This is a genomic window from Candidatus Neomarinimicrobiota bacterium, assembly GCA_022560655.1.
In the GTDB taxonomy this organism is placed as follows: domain Bacteria; phylum Fidelibacterota; class Marinisomatia; order SCGC-AAA003-L08; family TS1B11; genus JADFSS01.
Genome location: JADFSS010000056.1, coordinates 1 through 14,480 on the forward strand (window position 1 = coordinate 1; position 14,480 = coordinate 14,480).

A 14,480-nucleotide genomic window follows, 5' to 3' on the forward strand; every position below is an offset into this window, starting at 1 on the left:
GACCGTAACGGCCTTGTAAACACGGTATCCCGATGCCCGACGCTCAGGCTCAGGCAGTAGTCCCTTGCGCTCGTAAAAGCGGATGGTATCAATATTCACCTGCGCTCGCTTAGCCAATTTTCCTATTGAAAAAGTAGTATTCATGATTATCCTCCTGCCAAATGTACAGTCTGGACTGTGGTACAGAGTCAAGCGTTATTTTAAAATTTTATTGATGAAAGTAGCACAACCCAACGGGAAAATGATCATAATGGAATCGTCGAAGCTGTGTGACTGGTAAGCGCTTGATGGGGAGGAAGAGCAGGCACCGGATGCTCGCTCCAGCACACTATCAATGGCAAGGTGGCCGGCGAATTCGGCTGGCTGAAAATTAGGTGCTGATAGCGGGTGCCTTCATGCCCGGAGCGGTGTCCGTGGGGTGATAAGTTTCCGGCAGGCAATCATCAGATAGTCTGGAATGGCCGCGATCAAAGTGGCCGGGATGATCCTGCCGGCAGCTACCTCGCACGCTTAGTGACCCAGGCGTACACCCAATCCATCAAGATGCCCCTGTCCCGCCGCAACTTGTCCCGATCCATCGGGAGACGGTGGCTAACAGCAGGGTGAGGTCGCTTTCGCCCGCAGTCGGGATACGCCCACAGCTGGCCGCTCTTCTCAGCCATGGAGCGGCCCCGGCCAGCCCCCCGGGAAAAGTGGTCTTGGAAGAGGAAGTAGCTCCTTTGGACGGAATGCTGCCGGCCGCCCCAAGTCGCTGGGGGGCAATCATAAACCCGGGTCGCTGTCGGTTGTCAGGGACAGTGATCATCCCGCAGGAGGCGCGTTCAGGGAGTGGATTATGCCAGGATGGAACGGATCTTGGCATCGAACTTACGCGCCATGCGCCGGTAGCCGCTATTGCTCAGGTGCAGCTCGTTTTCCCATTCCGATTCTTTGATCTCACCACGCAGGTCAATATAGTGGATTCGATTGTCACCGGCGGCCAGCGCTGCCAGCATCTCGTTGAACCCGTCCATCACCTCCCGGACGATTGCACGCCGTTCCTGCTTCAGGAAATAGCCCTTGGCGGAGAGGGCCGGGCGGAGCCAGGGTCCCACGAACGCATGCCCCAGAATGCGGATCGCACCGAGTCCGTTGGGCAGACCGTAGCCATAGCCGTGAGTGATAATCTCGATCTTACGATCAATTTTCCAGATGCTGTCAATAATCTTCTCATAGGCTTTCAGGAAATAGGTCTTTAGCACAAAGTCCGTGAAGGGCTGCCGCAACGGTTGTTGCTGGCCCGACTGCTTGTGGTTGAGCAGGCTCAAGAATTCCGGGCCGGCAATATCGTTGCCCCCTCCTGAAAGTAGCACAATGGAGGGCCTATATTTTCGCACCGCCTCAAGCGTTTCATCCAGCGGTGGCGGCTTAGGGTTCCAGTTGCGGTCATATTCTGTGCCCCAGGCCATGTTGTCCAGCGTATCACCGGCTTGCGAAATGTTCTTGATGCGATACCCATGGTGCCATTTCAGGTAATCGATGATATCGAAACCGCCGATGCTGTAGTCGAACCAAGAGTCACCCTCAGCCACCAGCCACGTGCCGCGATGTGCCTCGTCCAGGGAGAGATCAAAGGCCGGGTCCTCGAGTTGCGCCAAGATGGCGGCGGTTGCCTCAGGGCTCAGGCTATCCAGGGTCGCATCATCCAGGGCCATGGCCTGCTCAAAAGTCTCAATCCGGGTAGCCGCCGAGGGCGCTACGTAAACGGGTGCCGGTGGTGTCCGCTCGCTGGGGGCCGGGCCGAGGGCCTCCTCAAACAGCCCCAGATCTCGGGCCGGCCGGTCGACCAGGGCTGCCTGCACGGCGCGTACGATACTGCTGATCCGCACACCTTCGTTGGCCTTCCATGCGATGCGATCCTGTGAGTCGCGGCTGCCATCCCAAACCGATTGGTCGCGCAACAGTATCCTGCCCCGATCATCGCGCTCAGGTACGCCCGAGTGGTGTAGCGCGGCCAGCTCCCATTGCATGCTGAATACGGGCGATCCCGAGGAGCCCGGCTCCGTATCGGCCACATAGTGCAGATAGTCCTCCACCCGGTCGACGATTTGATTGTTTCTGAGCGCAATTTGTTGGGGCGCGCCGCCGGGATGCTGAATAATGTTCACCGGCTCGCCCACCAGGGCTTTACCCGATTCGGCGATGAGTGGAATCCATCCCCGTGCAGCTCGCTGCTGACCACCCTCGGCCCGGGCGGCCACGGCAATCAGGGTGAAATCCAGGGGCTTGCTGGTCAGGAAAAAATTTTCCGGTTCCAGATCGAACAATACGGTGGGGCCTGTCTGGCCGCCACGGCGCTCGTAGAAATCAAATTCGATGCGGCTCTCCGCCGCGCTGCCGGCCGTATCCAGAACGTGATGGTTGGTCATCATCAGCTGCGGTGAGACCAGGAAACCGGTGCCGAACCCAATGGTGCGCCCCCGGCGGCGGATCAGCACGCGTCCCACCGACCGGGCTAAGCTGCTGCCTCGGTGCAGGAACCGAACCGAGAGCAGGTCGTTCTCCTCCATGATGCGCTCCAGGAGGCTCACCTTCGCTCCCACGCGAACCGCAGAGTCCACACCCTGGGTCACCGACTCCGCGCCCATCACGGAGCCCGCCAATTGGTTGAGTCCCAAGGCTGCCATGCGGTGCAAAACGCGCTGGGGAGTTTCCACCTTGCGCCAGTCCCCGCCCAGCTTCATGTCGGCCTGGCGTTGATTCTGCCCGGCACTGCGACCCTCGTAGCGCGCTTCGGTGCCTTCAATTTGGGCGCCGAACAGCGGATCGATTCTGCTCATATCGCTACCCCCTGGTTGAGGAGTTTGGCCCCCCTGCGGCGCAGGCGGCCGAGCGGTTCCCGGCGGCGAAACCACCACCTGAATACAGCACGCCTGGTGCCCTGCGCCCGACCGGCGCGTCTATCGTCATATGCGGAAACCTTTGTATAAATGTACACCCGCGACATGTCATTGTAAAGAAGAATCGTTTAGTGAGCTCGTCACGCCGGGGCTTGAAGGGGCCGGTGGGGTTGGCGGAGATGTGGTCTCTGAAGGCAGTGCTATTCATCCCGGCCTGACCGCGTCCTTGGGGCGCTTGAGGGGTTCGCAGATGGGTCGTCTTTGGGCCATGTTTGGGTCACCTCTTCTGACGGGGAGGGTGACCCTGGACCGGGGGGGAGGGGGTCACCCTCTGGGGCGCCCTGGCGGGAGAAAACGGGGCCGTAGGGGCCGGCGAGGCCCAGGGCGAAATGGAAGCGGTCGCGGTAGTGCTGCTCCACCAGACGGACTTCGTGGCGGTCGATGATGCGCTCCAAAGCAGCCAGAGCGAAGAGTGCTCCCTCGGCGGAGCTGAAAGGCAGGTCCTGAGCCGCCTCCACCGCCAGCCGACGGATGTTGAGGAGCTCGCCGGTCATGCGGGTGCCGACCAGGGCGCGCTGGTCGTCATCGTGACTGCGGGAAAGGGAGCGGATGCGAGCGCGGCGGGCGGTCCAATGATCCTGCAGAGCCCAGCGCTTGAGGGTGGACTCGGACGGGGCGGCAGCGCCGTGGCGGTCACGGAGCCGGGCGAGAATCTGGCGGCGGTTAAAGCCGGAGACGTGGAGATCGAAAGCCTCTTCGCGGACGTCGGGGGGGTAAGGCTGGCGCTGCTCGAGCATGGCGGGGAAGGTAGGGGGCGCCGGTAGCGGGCGGCAAGGCTGGGGAGCGACGCGGGGAGGGGGTGGCGCTAGAGGGGCGAAGGGCGAGAGGCGAGGAGGCGGCCGCCGCAGCTGGGGCACGCGCACGACAAATCATGCTCTCCATCCAGCTCTAACATCTGGGATTATCCAGCGTTCGTAATCTGTTGGTTGCCACATCTAGCGCGCCTTATATTGGATTGAACGCACATTCATGTTTATGTACAGAAGTAGTCTGGCAATGCGAGGATCACGGGGAGCAGGAGTTGACTTACCGCGATCATGCCGTCCAAAACTTGGGGGCTGGGCTCATCAAGAATTGGGAGGAGAAACATGAGTAGAAAGCCGACAAAACTTATTGGACTCTCACTTTCAGCACTTGACTCACTTCTGCTTGCCGGTCAAGAACTCAACCTCCAACCAGCTCGTTTGATACCCTTCCATAAGCCTGGTGATGAACTGGCGCTTGCGTCGATTTTCCTCTCTGCTCTTCGTCTAGTCAAAGAATTTCGAAATCACATTTTCCAGACAATTGGCCTGAGCCGCAGCAACCGAATTCTGATCTATACTGAGGCAGAATTTTTACTTTTCGATAAGAAACGTATTGATGGCCTTATCCTCGTGATCAGGGCAAATACGATCATCGATGCAGTCCTAATTGAGGTAAAGAACAAGCATGTTGAATTAGATAGCGAACAAATTCAGCACTACGTGAATATTGCAAAGGAATATGGCATTCCTAAACTACTAACCATCTCCAATCAGTTCGTTTCATTTCCAACACAATCTCCCATTAATATCAAGACTCCGAAATATGTGTCAACCTACCACATTTCGTGGTCCTATCTGCTGACTATTGCACACATCCTGCTTACCGAAAATGAAAATAATATAGCCAGTGCCGACCAGGTAGAGATCATGCGAGAAGTAGTTGAGTACTTTGAATCAGGCAATTCAGGCATACTTGGATTTACTCAGATGAAACCTGGCTGGGTAGAATTAACTCAAAAGGCTAACGCCGGCACCGCTCTTAAATTGACGGATTCATTTGTCGAAGAAACAGTATCTAGCTGGTTGCAAGAAGAACGAGATATCGCCCTGATCCTAAGTAGAGAACTGGGTTTACTTGTTCGTTCTGGCCAGCGCAAGTTCAAGAGCGACTTATCTGACCGTATTAATTATGAAAAAAAGAAACTAGTTTCGAAAAAGCTTCTGGAATCCAGTCTCCATATCGAAGGCACAGCATCACCCCTGCAAATTCGCGCATACTTCGATAGAAAAAATATAGAAATGTCTTCTACACTTAGTGCTCCGCAAGACAAGAAAACACGAGGACAGATATCCTGGATTAGAAATCAACTACGTCAAGCAGAAAAGAAAAACCCCCAGCTTTTCGCTCATCTGGCTCCCGATCTACTTATTGAAATCCATCTAAAATTTGTCAAAGACCCTCTGCGAGTTCATGTCGGTGATCTTGATATGGCGGCAGAAAGTATAGGCTCTCGTGAAATAAAGGGTTTTAGCATTCTTTACCTTAAGTATCTAGGGCGCAAATTTGAGAGTCGTAAAGGAATTGTGGCAATTATCGAAAAAACGGTAATCGAATATTATCAGGGGATTCTGCAACACTTAAAGCGCTGGGAAAAACCAGCACCCCAAATCGTGAAAAAGGCTGAAGAAAACGAGGCCATCTAACCAGAACCTGTAGCAGACTGGATCAACGGTCAATACTACAAGTGACCCCACGCCGCCCACGGCGGCGGCCCAAGTGACCACTGCCCGCCCGTAACTTCAGCCATGCTTTTCCCAAAACTTTTCACCCCTGCGCTGCTCCTGAACCGGGATGTCCTCCAGTGCAATATCGACCGCATGGCGGACCGGGGGGCTGCGCTGGGCGTGGCGCTGCGGCCCCGGTCAAATTGAGATGCTGACGGAATTGCATTTGTTCGGGGATGGGGCGGTCCTATTTTGGCCGCTAGCAAATCGAGGAAAGCAATGACCCACAAACTGACGGCCATCATTGAGCGGGAGGGCGACGGCTTCGTGGCCCTCTGTCCCCAACTGGACATTGCCAGCCAGGGCCAGTCCATCGAGGAGGCCCGCGCCAACTTGCAGGAGGCCCTGGAGCTATTTTTTGAGACGGCGCCACCGGAGGAACAGAGTCGCCGGATGCGGGCTGAGGTCTACGTGACCCAGCTCGAAATCCCGGTTGGCTAGACTGCGCCGGCTCTCGGGCAGGAGGTGTGCACAATCCTGGCGCTGCACGGTTTTATTGAGGTACGCAGGCGAGGCAGCCACATCGTGATGCAGGCGCAGTTGGCCCAGGGAACAACGACGGTTCCTGTACCGGCCCACAAGGAGCTGCGTGTCGGTACGCTGATGTCTATCATCCGTCAGCCCGGCCTTCCCCGCAGCGCATTCGAATCCTGAGCCCATGCTCTATCCCGACCTCCCCACCCCGGCGCTGCTCCTGGACCGGGACGTCCTCCAGCGCAATATCGACCGCATGGCGGAAAAGGCCAGCGCGCTGGGCGTGGCGCTGCGGCCCCACATCAAGACCCACAAGTGTGTTGAGATCGCCCGCCTCCAGCGCGAGCGGGGTGCCCGCGGCATCACGGTGGCCACCCTGGCCGAAGCGCGCGCCTTTGCCGCCGCCGGGTTCGACGATATCACCCACGCCTATCCCCTGGACCAGGGCAAGTTCGCTGCTGCCCTCGAGCTGGCCGGGGAGATCACCCTCCGGCTGACGCTGGACGATCCGGCGGTGGCCCACGCCCTGGATACGGCGGCGCAGGAGCGTGGCCAGACCGTCCACATTTGGCTGAAGGTGGACTGCGGCAACCACCGCGCCGGCGTCGATCCCGCCTCGGACGCGGCCCTGCAGCTGGCCAGAACGCTCCACGCGGCCGGCAGCCTCACGTTCGACGGCATCCTTACCCATGCCGGGCAGGCCTACCGCGCGGGATCGGCGGCGGAGCTGCGCCGGATCGCCGCCCATGAGCGGGATGTGATGGTCTCCTTCGCCCGGCGGCTCCGGGCGGCGGACATCACTGTTCCGGCCGTCAGCGTGGGCGCCACGCCGGCCATGTCAGCGGTGGACTATCTCGAGGGCGTGGACGAGGCGCGCCCCGGCAACTATGTCTTTTACGATGGCACCCAGCTGGCGCTGGGCAGCTGTGTTTTAGAGGACTGTGCCGTAGCGGTGCTCACCACGGTGGTGTCAAAACAGCCGGGGCGCGGCCAGGTGGTGGTGGATGCCGGCGCCCTGGCCCTCTCGCACGATCCCGGCCCCGTGCATCTGGACGCCCGCCCCAGCAGAGGGGCGGTCTATGCCGGCGCGGATCCTCCGGCGCTCCACCCGGCGCTGCGCGTGGTTTCCGTCACGCAGGAGCACGGCATCATCGCCGGCGACAGCCCTGAGGACGTGGCCGACCTGTCGGTGGGCGACCGCCTGCGCATCCTGCCCAATCACGCCTGCCTGGCCGCGCCGCTGTTCGACGGCTATTCGGTGGTGCATGGCGGGCAGGTGGTGGACCGCTGGACGATCCACCGCGGCCGCGCTTGAGCCGCAGCGCCCCGCGCTACAGCGTCAGATTGAGCTCAAGCCCACGCGGCCAGGATGGCCCCCATGATGAGCAGGGCCACGAGGTGGTAGCCCAGGTTGACGGCGTACAGGCGCACGTCGCGGTACTCGAACAGGCCGTGGATCAGCGCTGCCGTGACCACGAACCCCAGCCAGAGCCAGAAGGCCGTCTGCATCCCGTCCATCCACGTGGTGGCGCCGGTGTAGTCCACCATGTGGGCCAGAACATAACCGGTGACCAGCCAGGCCAGGAAGGTGAGGCCGAACATCAGGAGCATGGATTTGCCCTCCTGCCGCACCTTGAGCTCCGCCTCGGTGAGCTCCTGGGCGGCCAGCCACGGCTTGGCAAACATGAGGTTCGAGTACCACAGGGCCCCCAGGGCAAAGGCGATGACGGTGGCCACCAGCAGGGCCAGATAGTTGACGTCGGGTTGTGGCATGGTTGTCTCCTCCTTGGTTGGCTAGCGACTTGATGCGGCCGGATTTTGCCGCGCGAGATCCCACTGTAGCACGAAGCCGACCCCTGCGGGCAATAGCTGCATGTACGTGCTGAATCCCCGGCGGCTCAGGCCTTGCGCCAGGGCAAAGCCCCGGACGAGTCCCAGGCCCAGCCCGGCGCCGGCCACCACGTCGGAGAGGTAGTGCTTGTTGTCGTGGATGCGGCTGATGCCGGTGAGCGCGGCTAGAGTGTAGAAGACCGCTCCCGGGCCGTTGCCGTAAAGGGTCCGGATCACCTCGGCAATCGCGAAGGTAGCGGACGCGTGCCCCGAAGGGAAGGAGTGCCCATAGGGAAAGGACGTTCGCGCATTCTTGTCCGGCCGCGGACGACCGACGACCGCCTTGATGATCTCGGTGCTGATGCCGACCACCACCAGACTTGTGAAGGCGAATTCCAGGCGCTGGCCAATCTCGGCCCGGGGCGACCCGCGGAGGGCTTCGGCCACAAGAATACCGGGCAGGATACCGATCTCTGACCAGCCACCGCCCCATTGATAGGCGACCCTTGCCAGGGATTCCGGCATCAGCCCCTGGCGAGTCGCAAACCGCTGGGTGGCTTGATCGAGTGGCAGGGATACCAGCACACCCAGACCGGTAACGGCCCAGAAAGCCCGCAGCTGCGGCGCCTGGACGGTGACCTTCAGGCCCTGGGCCACGCGCTGGGGATAGGACGCGGCCTGCGCTGCCTGACCGGTGACAAAGTTGAGGCACAGGGGTATGAGGAGGAGTACTTTAATAGCTCGCATCGGTCGAATTTCGTACGCCGTCAGGGGTGGCACTACAACTTATTGCCGGCCCCTGATGCCGGACGTTCCCGCGTGAGGCGGATGGGCATTGAAGTGGAACTGGAGCCGGATGTAGAAGCTCAGATCGAAGGAGGCTCCGAGGGGATGGTAACGATAATGCCGATTCCCGACGTTCCGAAACAGCAGGGTACCCTTCAGTTGCCGATGCCAGAACCACTTCTGCACCTGGAGGTCCAGGATGGTCGAGCTCGCCACCCGTGACGCGTAGGTCACCTGGGCGTTCGTCGATAGCAGGCAGACTTGCCCGTCAATACCCCGGTAATCGACCCATTCCGCTGAGGACAGATAGCTGACCATGGCCCATAGCGAAAAATTCTCCACCGGAAACCAGGACAGCCGATAACGAGCCGTGTGCCGGGGAATGGATTGCCAGACCCCTTTAAAGAGCTCACCGCCGGTGATCACAGTTTGAAAACCGTAGAACAGAAACTGGCTCAGTCCCGGCCGGGGGCTATGTGTGAGCGTCAAATGTCCGCCCCAGACCTGGCCGCCTTCTGAGGGGAAAAGCTGGATAGCCGAAAAGAAGGAGCAGTCCTGGGCATTGAACGTCAGGGAAGGTTGCTCGAGGTAATAATCGCTAAACGATCGGTAGTACCCGGAGGCGGCCAGTTGGATCCTGGCGTGCTGGACCGTTTGCCAGCCAAGGTCCACGGTGCGTTGCCGGCTGGTCGTCAGCTGCCCGTTGATGGTGTGGTCGACGCCCATCTCGGCCAGGGCATCGTATCCCCGCTCCGTCCAGTACCAGAGTCCGGGATCTTCCTCCACGAGCCGGTCGGCGTAGGCAATGTGAATGATGAAGGTGTGACCGGAGTTGGGGCGCCACCGGTTTTTCAGAGCGGTTTTCACGGCCATCCGCCCGTGGGAGGTGGACAGTTGGGTGCTGAGTACCTGGTCGAGCGCCTGGGACCAGCGATAGTGCAGCGCGCTGGTGAGCTTCGCAATTGTGAAGGCATTTTCGGCGAGCGGGACACGGGTGTGCAGCCGGTAGCGGTCAACTCCGATGCCAACGGTACCTTTCCGCCCGGTCGCCTCACGGGAGATATCCAGGCTGGCATGGAAATTCCGCAGGCGCCAATTAAAATCCCAGTCCGCGACGTTCGAATAATTGTCGAGGATACTTTGTGAGGTTTTAAGCCGATAGGTGAGGGCCGTATTCCCGGAGCTGCGTACGGTTCCGTTCAGGCCTATATGGGGAAAGGCGTTGCGGACTGGAATCTCCCTGGCGGCGGGCCCGAAAAAGAAAAAATACTTTGGCGAATAGGCATAGCTGGCCATGAATTCGTGTCGACCGCGGGGTGTCTCGATGCCCAGCCGCAACCGCGGCGAAAGGCTCCGGTGCAGCCCCGGCCAACCGTCAATGGCCGTCGAGATGCGCCGTAGCATGGCCCGGTCGGTGAAAGGGTGCTGCTGGACAGTGAGACCCGCCCGGGCATACCAGTGGCGGGCGGCGAAAGTCAGAATTAGGGAACCATCATTGGCGAGCCGATCCACATTGGGCGTGGCATAGGGAGTAAAGCGGTAGGGCCCGGGGTCGCCGGTCTCGTTCCCCTGGAGTAGTGCTGCCCGGAACGAGAGGCCCTGGGTGGGTCGGGCGGTGTGAATGTGAATGAGGCCGCCATCGGCAAACTCTCCCTGATGGAGTTGGGGTTGGCGGATGACTTCGACGGAGTCGATTTCGTCCGGGTCCACGGGCAGCAGATAGAAGTTGATGGTGTCGAAGGTCTGGAGATCGATTCGTTGCCCGTCAAGCAGGACGATCCAGTTTTGCCTTTGAAAAGGCGATAAGCCGTTGGGACTGACCCGCCAGGTGAGGCCGTCGGTAGAATTCAGGCGCCATTCGTCCACCAGGAACAGCAGCTCGCCGATACGTGTCACCCCGGCACGTTGGATCATATCGGCCGTCAGGATGCCCCCGTCGCCGACGGCCCACCCATTGGTCGGCAGAACTGCGCCCAGGAAAAAGGGGATGGCGAGGAGACCGGGCTTCATTCGAGAAAAATCCGCAACCATTCCGGGGTGGCGAACAGGTAACTGGCACCGGCGGAAAGCAACGCCAACCTGATAGGTCTGGCGGTGAAGATCACCTGATAGCGGCTGGAAAGGTTGACCGCCCATCGGTCCCCGATACGATAGCTCAGGTGCAGGTCAAGACTACCGGCCAGTTCACTTTCATGCTTCTGATATCCCTTGGCTTGTTCGAAGATCATGAGCTCACTGCCGATGGCAAAACCGGTGAGCAAGGCGAGCTGACCAAACAATGACAGCCGGTATCCCCATCCCAGATAGATAAAGATACTGTGGAAATCGGAGCTGCCGCTCTGCCGGCCCCTATGGGGCAACAGATGAACGCCAGCCTGAACCTCACCGAAGTAAAACGGGGTTCCGAGATAGCCTTTTATCCCCGTACCGGGCCGCCAGAATGTGTGGAACTTATTCCGGTTGGTATTGACCACCCCTTGCAGCCCGGCTTCGAGGGTCGTAAAGGGGGGCGGCGTCTGGGCGCTCAGGCGGAACAGGGCGACGGAAAGGACCAGTCCGGATAAAATCAGGGCTTTGAGCGGGGCGGGCACGGCCGGAAGTTGTCGCCCAGTAGGGGCCAATGCGACTAGAATCCGTGCTTAGATAAAAAGGCCTCCCTTCCCTTGAAGGGAGGCCAGATCGCCAGGAATCGTTGGTCTTGGACGGCGGTTATTTAACGACGATCTTCGTTTTATCCCGTTCCACGGGGGCCAGCTTGTTCAGACTCATAGAGAGGATGCCGTTGGCATACTTGGCCATGACTTCCTGCTCATCGACTTCGGTGGGCAGCGTGAAGGACCGGCCGAATTTGCCATGGCGCAGCTCGGTCGTATGGACTGTTTCAGCTTCATTGACCGGGCGCTCTTCGCACTTACCGCTGATGGTCAGCAGCCCGTCGAGGAGGGTGAGATCAATGATCCGTCTTGTTCAGGCCGGGAAGGAAAGCGCTAATATTGAGGCGGCAAAAAAAAGCCCCTCTTCCGGAGAAGAGGGGCCAGTAACTTCCCTGACTTTGTCGAAGGGCGAAGGTTACTTGATAGCGATGCGCTTGCGCTCGTCCGCAACGGGCACCAGCTTGTTAAGGGCGATGGAGAGGATGCCCTGGTTGTACCTGGCTTCCACCTTGTCCTCATCGACCTCGGTGGGCAGCGAGAAGGAGCGGGCGAACTTGCCGTAGCGCTGCTCGGCGTAGTGCACCGTCTCGTTCTTGGCCGTCTCGCGCTCTTCGCGCTCAGCGGTCACCGTGAGCACGCCGTCGTGCAGGGAGACCTCGATGTCCTTCTTGCTCAGCCCGGGAAGCGCGGCTGAGAGCAGGATCTGCTCGTCGGTCTCGCGGATGTCGAAGGCCGGGATCCAACTGCGGCGCACGGCCGGGCTCCACGCCAGGGGCCGCTGCCAGAAGCGGTTGAAAAGCCGGTCCATGTCATCGGAGAAGCCGAGAGCAGGTAGTCTGGGATTGTATTTTACGAGTGTCATTTTGAAAACCTCCTTGAGTTCTTATGGCGGCGGCCATGCTGTGACCTACCACCGACTATCAACCACACTGTACGCAAGGGCCGTGCCAGCTGCGGAAGCGTGTCAATCTGCCCACGGCACCATGACGCAATTACGGCCAACGGCCATATTGGCAGGTGCATCAGGCCATTATGGCAGACGAAGGGAATGGATGATTGAAGATTGTAGATTGGGGATTGGGGACAGAACCACAGAGAACCACAGAGGACACAGAGTGAAGGGAGAAATGATGATTGAAGATTGTCGATTGAAGATTGGGGAGAGAGAACCGCAGAGGAATGATTGGCTTGACAAGAGATGTAACGGCGGCGGGTGTGGCGCTGACGGCCTGATTCGCGGATGACAAATAGAGAGCAACGCGCCTGAAGATGGATTCAGCCGCCCAGAAACGCGCCCTGGTGATCATCTGGATCACCATTTTCATCGACCTGATGGGGATCACTCTCATCATCCCCTTCATCAACGACCTGGTGGCCGACATGGGGGGCGACGAGCAGTCGGTGGGGCTGCTGCTGGGCAGCTACGCCTTCATGCAGCTGCTGTTCGCGCCGGTGTGGGGGCGCATCAGCGACCGCATCGGGCGGCGGCCGGTGATCATCATCGGGCTGGGGGCGTCGGCGGTGGCCTTCACCATCTTCGGGCTGGCCGACGAGCTGTGGCTGCTGTTCGCCTCGCGCATGCTGGCGGGGATGGCCAACGCCAACATCTCCACCGCCCAGGCCTACGTGGCCGACATCACGCCACCGGCGCAGCGGGCGGGGCGCATGGGGCTGGTGGGGGCCGCCTTCAGCCTGGGTTTCATCGTGGGCTTCCCCATCGGCGGGGTGCTGTCGTCGGCGCTGGGGAACCAGGCGCCGGTGCTGTTCGCGGCGGGCATGTCGCTGGTGAACTGCCTGGCGGCGCTGGTGATCCTGCCGGAGTCGCTGCCCAAAGCGGTGCGCCGAGCGGCCCGCCGGCCAACGGGCAATGCCTTGCAGGCCATGGGGTCGGCCCTGGCCCAGATCGGCATCTACTGGCGGCGCCCGGCCCTGTCGCGGCTGCTGACGACGTTTTTCATCTTCACCGTGGCCTTCAGCGTGATCCACGTGACCTTCGTGGAGTATTTCCGGGACGTGCTGGTGCTGCCGCCCCGGGACCGGGGTTTCGTGTTCATGTGGATCGGCATCGTGGGGGCCAGCACGCAGGCGCTGCTGGTGAAGCGGCTGGTGGCGCGCTACGGGGAGGCGCGGGTGATCGAGCTGGGGCTGCTGTCCATGGCGCTGGGGCTGGGGTCGATCCCGTTCCTGCGGACGCTGCCGCTGATCTACGGGGGCAGCCTGTTCATCGCCCTGGGGAACAGCCTGGTGCTGCCGTCGGTGATGGCGATGGTCTCCCGGCGCTCGGGCGAGGAGGAGCAGGGCGTGGCCATGGGGGTGACCCAGAGTCTGGGCTCGCTGGGGCGCATCATCGGGCCGCCCTACGGGGGCATCACCTACGCCCGGGTGAACTTCACCTTTCCGTTCGTCTCCGCGGCGGGCATGGCGCTGGCGGCGTGGGTGCTGTGGCGGGGGCGGGGAAGGGGAGTTGCCAGTGGTGAGCGATCAGCCCTCAGCGGTGAGCCGCCAGCGGTCAGCGTTCAGCAAGAAATTGAACCGCAGAGGACGCAGAGGGAATGATGAATGATGATTGTCGATTGAAGATTGGGGAGAGAGCACTGTCAGGGGCGATTGGGAGCGGCGCGTCACAAGAGCGGAGGAAGCTGTGGCGAAATAGTCGGCGGGCGGGAGCTGAGGGGGACGGAAAGCAAATACTTGGCAGATTGAGTTTTGAAGCTATAAAATCAGAGCAATCAGAAAGATTTAGAGTCACCGAACATGCCTGATAATAGAGATTTATCCAACAGAAAACCAGTCACCTGGAAACCTGGTGTGCTCTCAAATAGACAGATAGCCAAGTTGGTTGAAATGGGACGAATCACACATGAGGGCGTGACTACCGAGGAATTTGCTAAGGGGATTGATCCATCCTCGTTCGACTTACATGTCAGCGAGGAATGTTATAAGATGGTACAAGGTGCAATTAAGCCCAAGCAGGAATCAAGTTACCGAGAAAGAGTACTGTCAGATGAAAGGTATGTAAAAAGATATCCACAGAATAAAGACGGCCAATTTCTGCTAGAAAAAGGTAATACATACGTCTTTCGGCTATGTGAGAAACTGAAGAATAATCATCTCTTCTCGGGGAAAGCGACGGGAAAAAGTACGATTGGCAGGATTGATATTCTAACAAGACTCATTGCCGATCAAGGTAGTGGTGAATATGATACAGTGGTGAGGGATGGTGAAAAGTATGAGCTTTTCGCAGAGGTGACTCCCATAACCTTTGA

General features: G+C 59.6%; 15 protein-coding genes. 6 read left to right on the top strand and 9 right to left on the bottom strand.

Translation table 11 applies throughout. The features are described from left to right. The 3 genes from IH971_08555 to IH971_08565 form a co-directional block, all read right to left on the bottom strand. Window positions 1-144, bottom strand: a 144-nt coding sequence (locus IH971_08555) for a MerR family DNA-binding transcriptional regulator (protein MCH7497887.1), incomplete at its 3' end; no start/stop codon positions are given. A gap of 689 nt (window positions 145-833) precedes the next feature. Next, on the bottom strand, window positions 834-2,819 hold the full coding sequence (locus IH971_08560) for a trypsin-like peptidase domain-containing protein (GenBank protein ID MCH7497888.1): 1,986 nt from the start codon (window positions 2,817-2,819) through the stop codon (window positions 834-836). Window positions 2,820-3,079: 260 nt separating this feature from the next. Continuing rightward, complete coding sequence (locus tag IH971_08565) at window positions 3,080-3,676, bottom strand: hypothetical protein (GenBank protein MCH7497889.1); 597 nt, start codon at window positions 3,674-3,676, stop codon at window positions 3,080-3,082. A gap of 351 nt (window positions 3,677-4,027) precedes the next feature. Here IH971_08565 and IH971_08570 point away from each other — a divergent pair, with 351 nt between their 5' ends. The 4 genes from IH971_08570 to IH971_08585 all read left to right on the top strand — a co-directional run bounded on the left by IH971_08570 (window position 4,028) and on the right by IH971_08585 (window position 7,259). Next, window positions 4,028-5,389: a hypothetical protein gene (locus IH971_08570; protein ID MCH7497890.1), complete on the top strand. Its 1,362-nt coding sequence runs from the start codon at window positions 4,028-4,030 to the stop codon at window positions 5,387-5,389. 300 nt (window positions 5,390-5,689) lie between these two features. Next, complete coding sequence (locus tag IH971_08575; protein ID MCH7497891.1) at window positions 5,690-5,911, top strand: type II toxin-antitoxin system HicB family antitoxin; 222 nt, start codon at window positions 5,690-5,692, stop codon at window positions 5,909-5,911. Window positions 5,912-5,935: 24 nt separating this feature from the next. After that, the gene (locus IH971_08580; GenBank protein ID MCH7497892.1) at window positions 5,936-6,124 is read left to right on the top strand and encodes a type II toxin-antitoxin system HicA family toxin; all 189 of its coding nucleotides are present in this window, start codon (window positions 5,936-5,938) and stop codon (window positions 6,122-6,124) included. Window positions 6,125-6,128: 4 nt separating this feature from the next. Further along, on the top strand, window positions 6,129-7,259 hold the full coding sequence (locus IH971_08585; GenBank protein MCH7497893.1) for an alanine racemase: 1,131 nt from the start codon (window positions 6,129-6,131) through the stop codon (window positions 7,257-7,259). A gap of 35 nt (window positions 7,260-7,294) precedes the next feature. Here the strand turns inward: IH971_08585 and IH971_08590 are convergent, their stop codons facing one another. The 6 genes from IH971_08590 to IH971_08615 form a co-directional block, all read right to left on the bottom strand. Beyond that, window positions 7,295-7,717, bottom strand: a complete 423-nt coding sequence (locus IH971_08590; GenBank protein MCH7497894.1) for a DUF1761 domain-containing protein — start codon at window positions 7,715-7,717, stop codon at window positions 7,295-7,297. Between the two features lie 21 nt (window positions 7,718-7,738). Next, entirely contained in the window at window positions 7,739-8,521 is a 783-nt protein-coding gene (locus IH971_08595) for a phosphatase PAP2 family protein (GenBank protein ID MCH7497895.1), read from the bottom strand. A 39-nt stretch (window positions 8,522-8,560) separates the two neighbouring features. Beyond that, window positions 8,561-10,570, bottom strand: coding sequence for a hypothetical protein (locus tag IH971_08600; protein ID MCH7497896.1), 2,010 nt, complete (start codon window positions 10,568-10,570; stop codon window positions 8,561-8,563). Further along, window positions 10,567-11,151 carry a hypothetical protein gene (locus IH971_08605; protein MCH7497897.1) on the bottom strand — a complete coding sequence of 195 codons (585 nt, stop codon included), beginning with the start codon at window positions 11,149-11,151 and terminating at the stop codon, window positions 10,567-10,569. The genes IH971_08600 and IH971_08605 overlap by 4 nt, the downstream gene beginning before the upstream one ends. 118 nt (window positions 11,152-11,269) lie before the next feature. Then, window positions 11,270-11,518: an Hsp20/alpha crystallin family protein gene (locus IH971_08610; GenBank protein MCH7497898.1), complete on the bottom strand. Its 249-nt coding sequence runs from the start codon at window positions 11,516-11,518 to the stop codon at window positions 11,270-11,272. 111 nt (window positions 11,519-11,629) lie between these two features. Continuing rightward, complete coding sequence (locus tag IH971_08615) at window positions 11,630-12,076, bottom strand: Hsp20/alpha crystallin family protein (protein ID MCH7497899.1); 447 nt, start codon at window positions 12,074-12,076, stop codon at window positions 11,630-11,632. A 407-nt stretch (window positions 12,077-12,483) separates the two neighbouring features. On the opposite strand from IH971_08615, the gene IH971_08620 reads away from it, so the two are divergent. Both IH971_08620 and IH971_08625 read left to right on the top strand, forming a co-directional pair. Beyond that, complete coding sequence (locus IH971_08620) at window positions 12,484-13,770, top strand: MFS transporter (GenBank protein ID MCH7497900.1); 1,287 nt, start codon at window positions 12,484-12,486, stop codon at window positions 13,768-13,770. 198 nt (window positions 13,771-13,968) lie between these two features. After that, window positions 13,969-14,480 (top strand): 2'-deoxycytidine 5'-triphosphate deaminase (locus IH971_08625; GenBank protein ID MCH7497901.1); only part of this gene is annotated, 512 nt, incomplete at its 3' end.

What these genes read in the sequence shown, in the direction of transcription:
- IH971_08575 (MCH7497891.1), top strand. Translation starts at nt 5,690, where the DNA reads ATGACCCACAAACTGACGGCCATCATTGAGCGGGAGGGCGACGGCTTC.
- IH971_08615 (MCH7497899.1), bottom strand. Translation starts at nt 12,076, where the DNA reads ATGACACTCGTAAAATACAATCCCAGACTACCTGCTCTCGGCTTCTCC.
- IH971_08560 (MCH7497888.1), bottom strand. Translation starts at nt 2,819, where the DNA reads ATGAGCAGAATCGATCCGCTGTTCGGCGCCCAAATTGAAGGCACCGAA.
- IH971_08590 (MCH7497894.1), bottom strand. Translation starts at nt 7,717, where the DNA reads ATGCCACAACCCGACGTCAACTATCTGGCCCTGCTGGTGGCCACCGTC.
- IH971_08585 (MCH7497893.1), top strand. Translation starts at nt 6,129, where the DNA reads ATGCTCTATCCCGACCTCCCCACCCCGGCGCTGCTCCTGGACCGGGAC.
- IH971_08570 (MCH7497890.1), top strand. Translation starts at nt 4,028, where the DNA reads ATGAGTAGAAAGCCGACAAAACTTATTGGACTCTCACTTTCAGCACTT.
- IH971_08620 (MCH7497900.1), top strand. Translation starts at nt 12,484, where the DNA reads ATGGATTCAGCCGCCCAGAAACGCGCCCTGGTGATCATCTGGATCACC.
- IH971_08600 (MCH7497896.1), bottom strand. Translation starts at nt 10,570, where the DNA reads ATGAAGCCCGGTCTCCTCGCCATCCCCTTTTTCCTGGGCGCAGTTCTG.
- IH971_08565 (MCH7497889.1), bottom strand. Translation starts at nt 3,676, where the DNA reads ATGCTCGAGCAGCGCCAGCCTTACCCCCCCGACGTCCGCGAAGAGGCT.
- IH971_08595 (MCH7497895.1), bottom strand. Translation starts at nt 8,521, where the DNA reads ATGCGAGCTATTAAAGTACTCCTCCTCATACCCCTGTGCCTCAACTTT.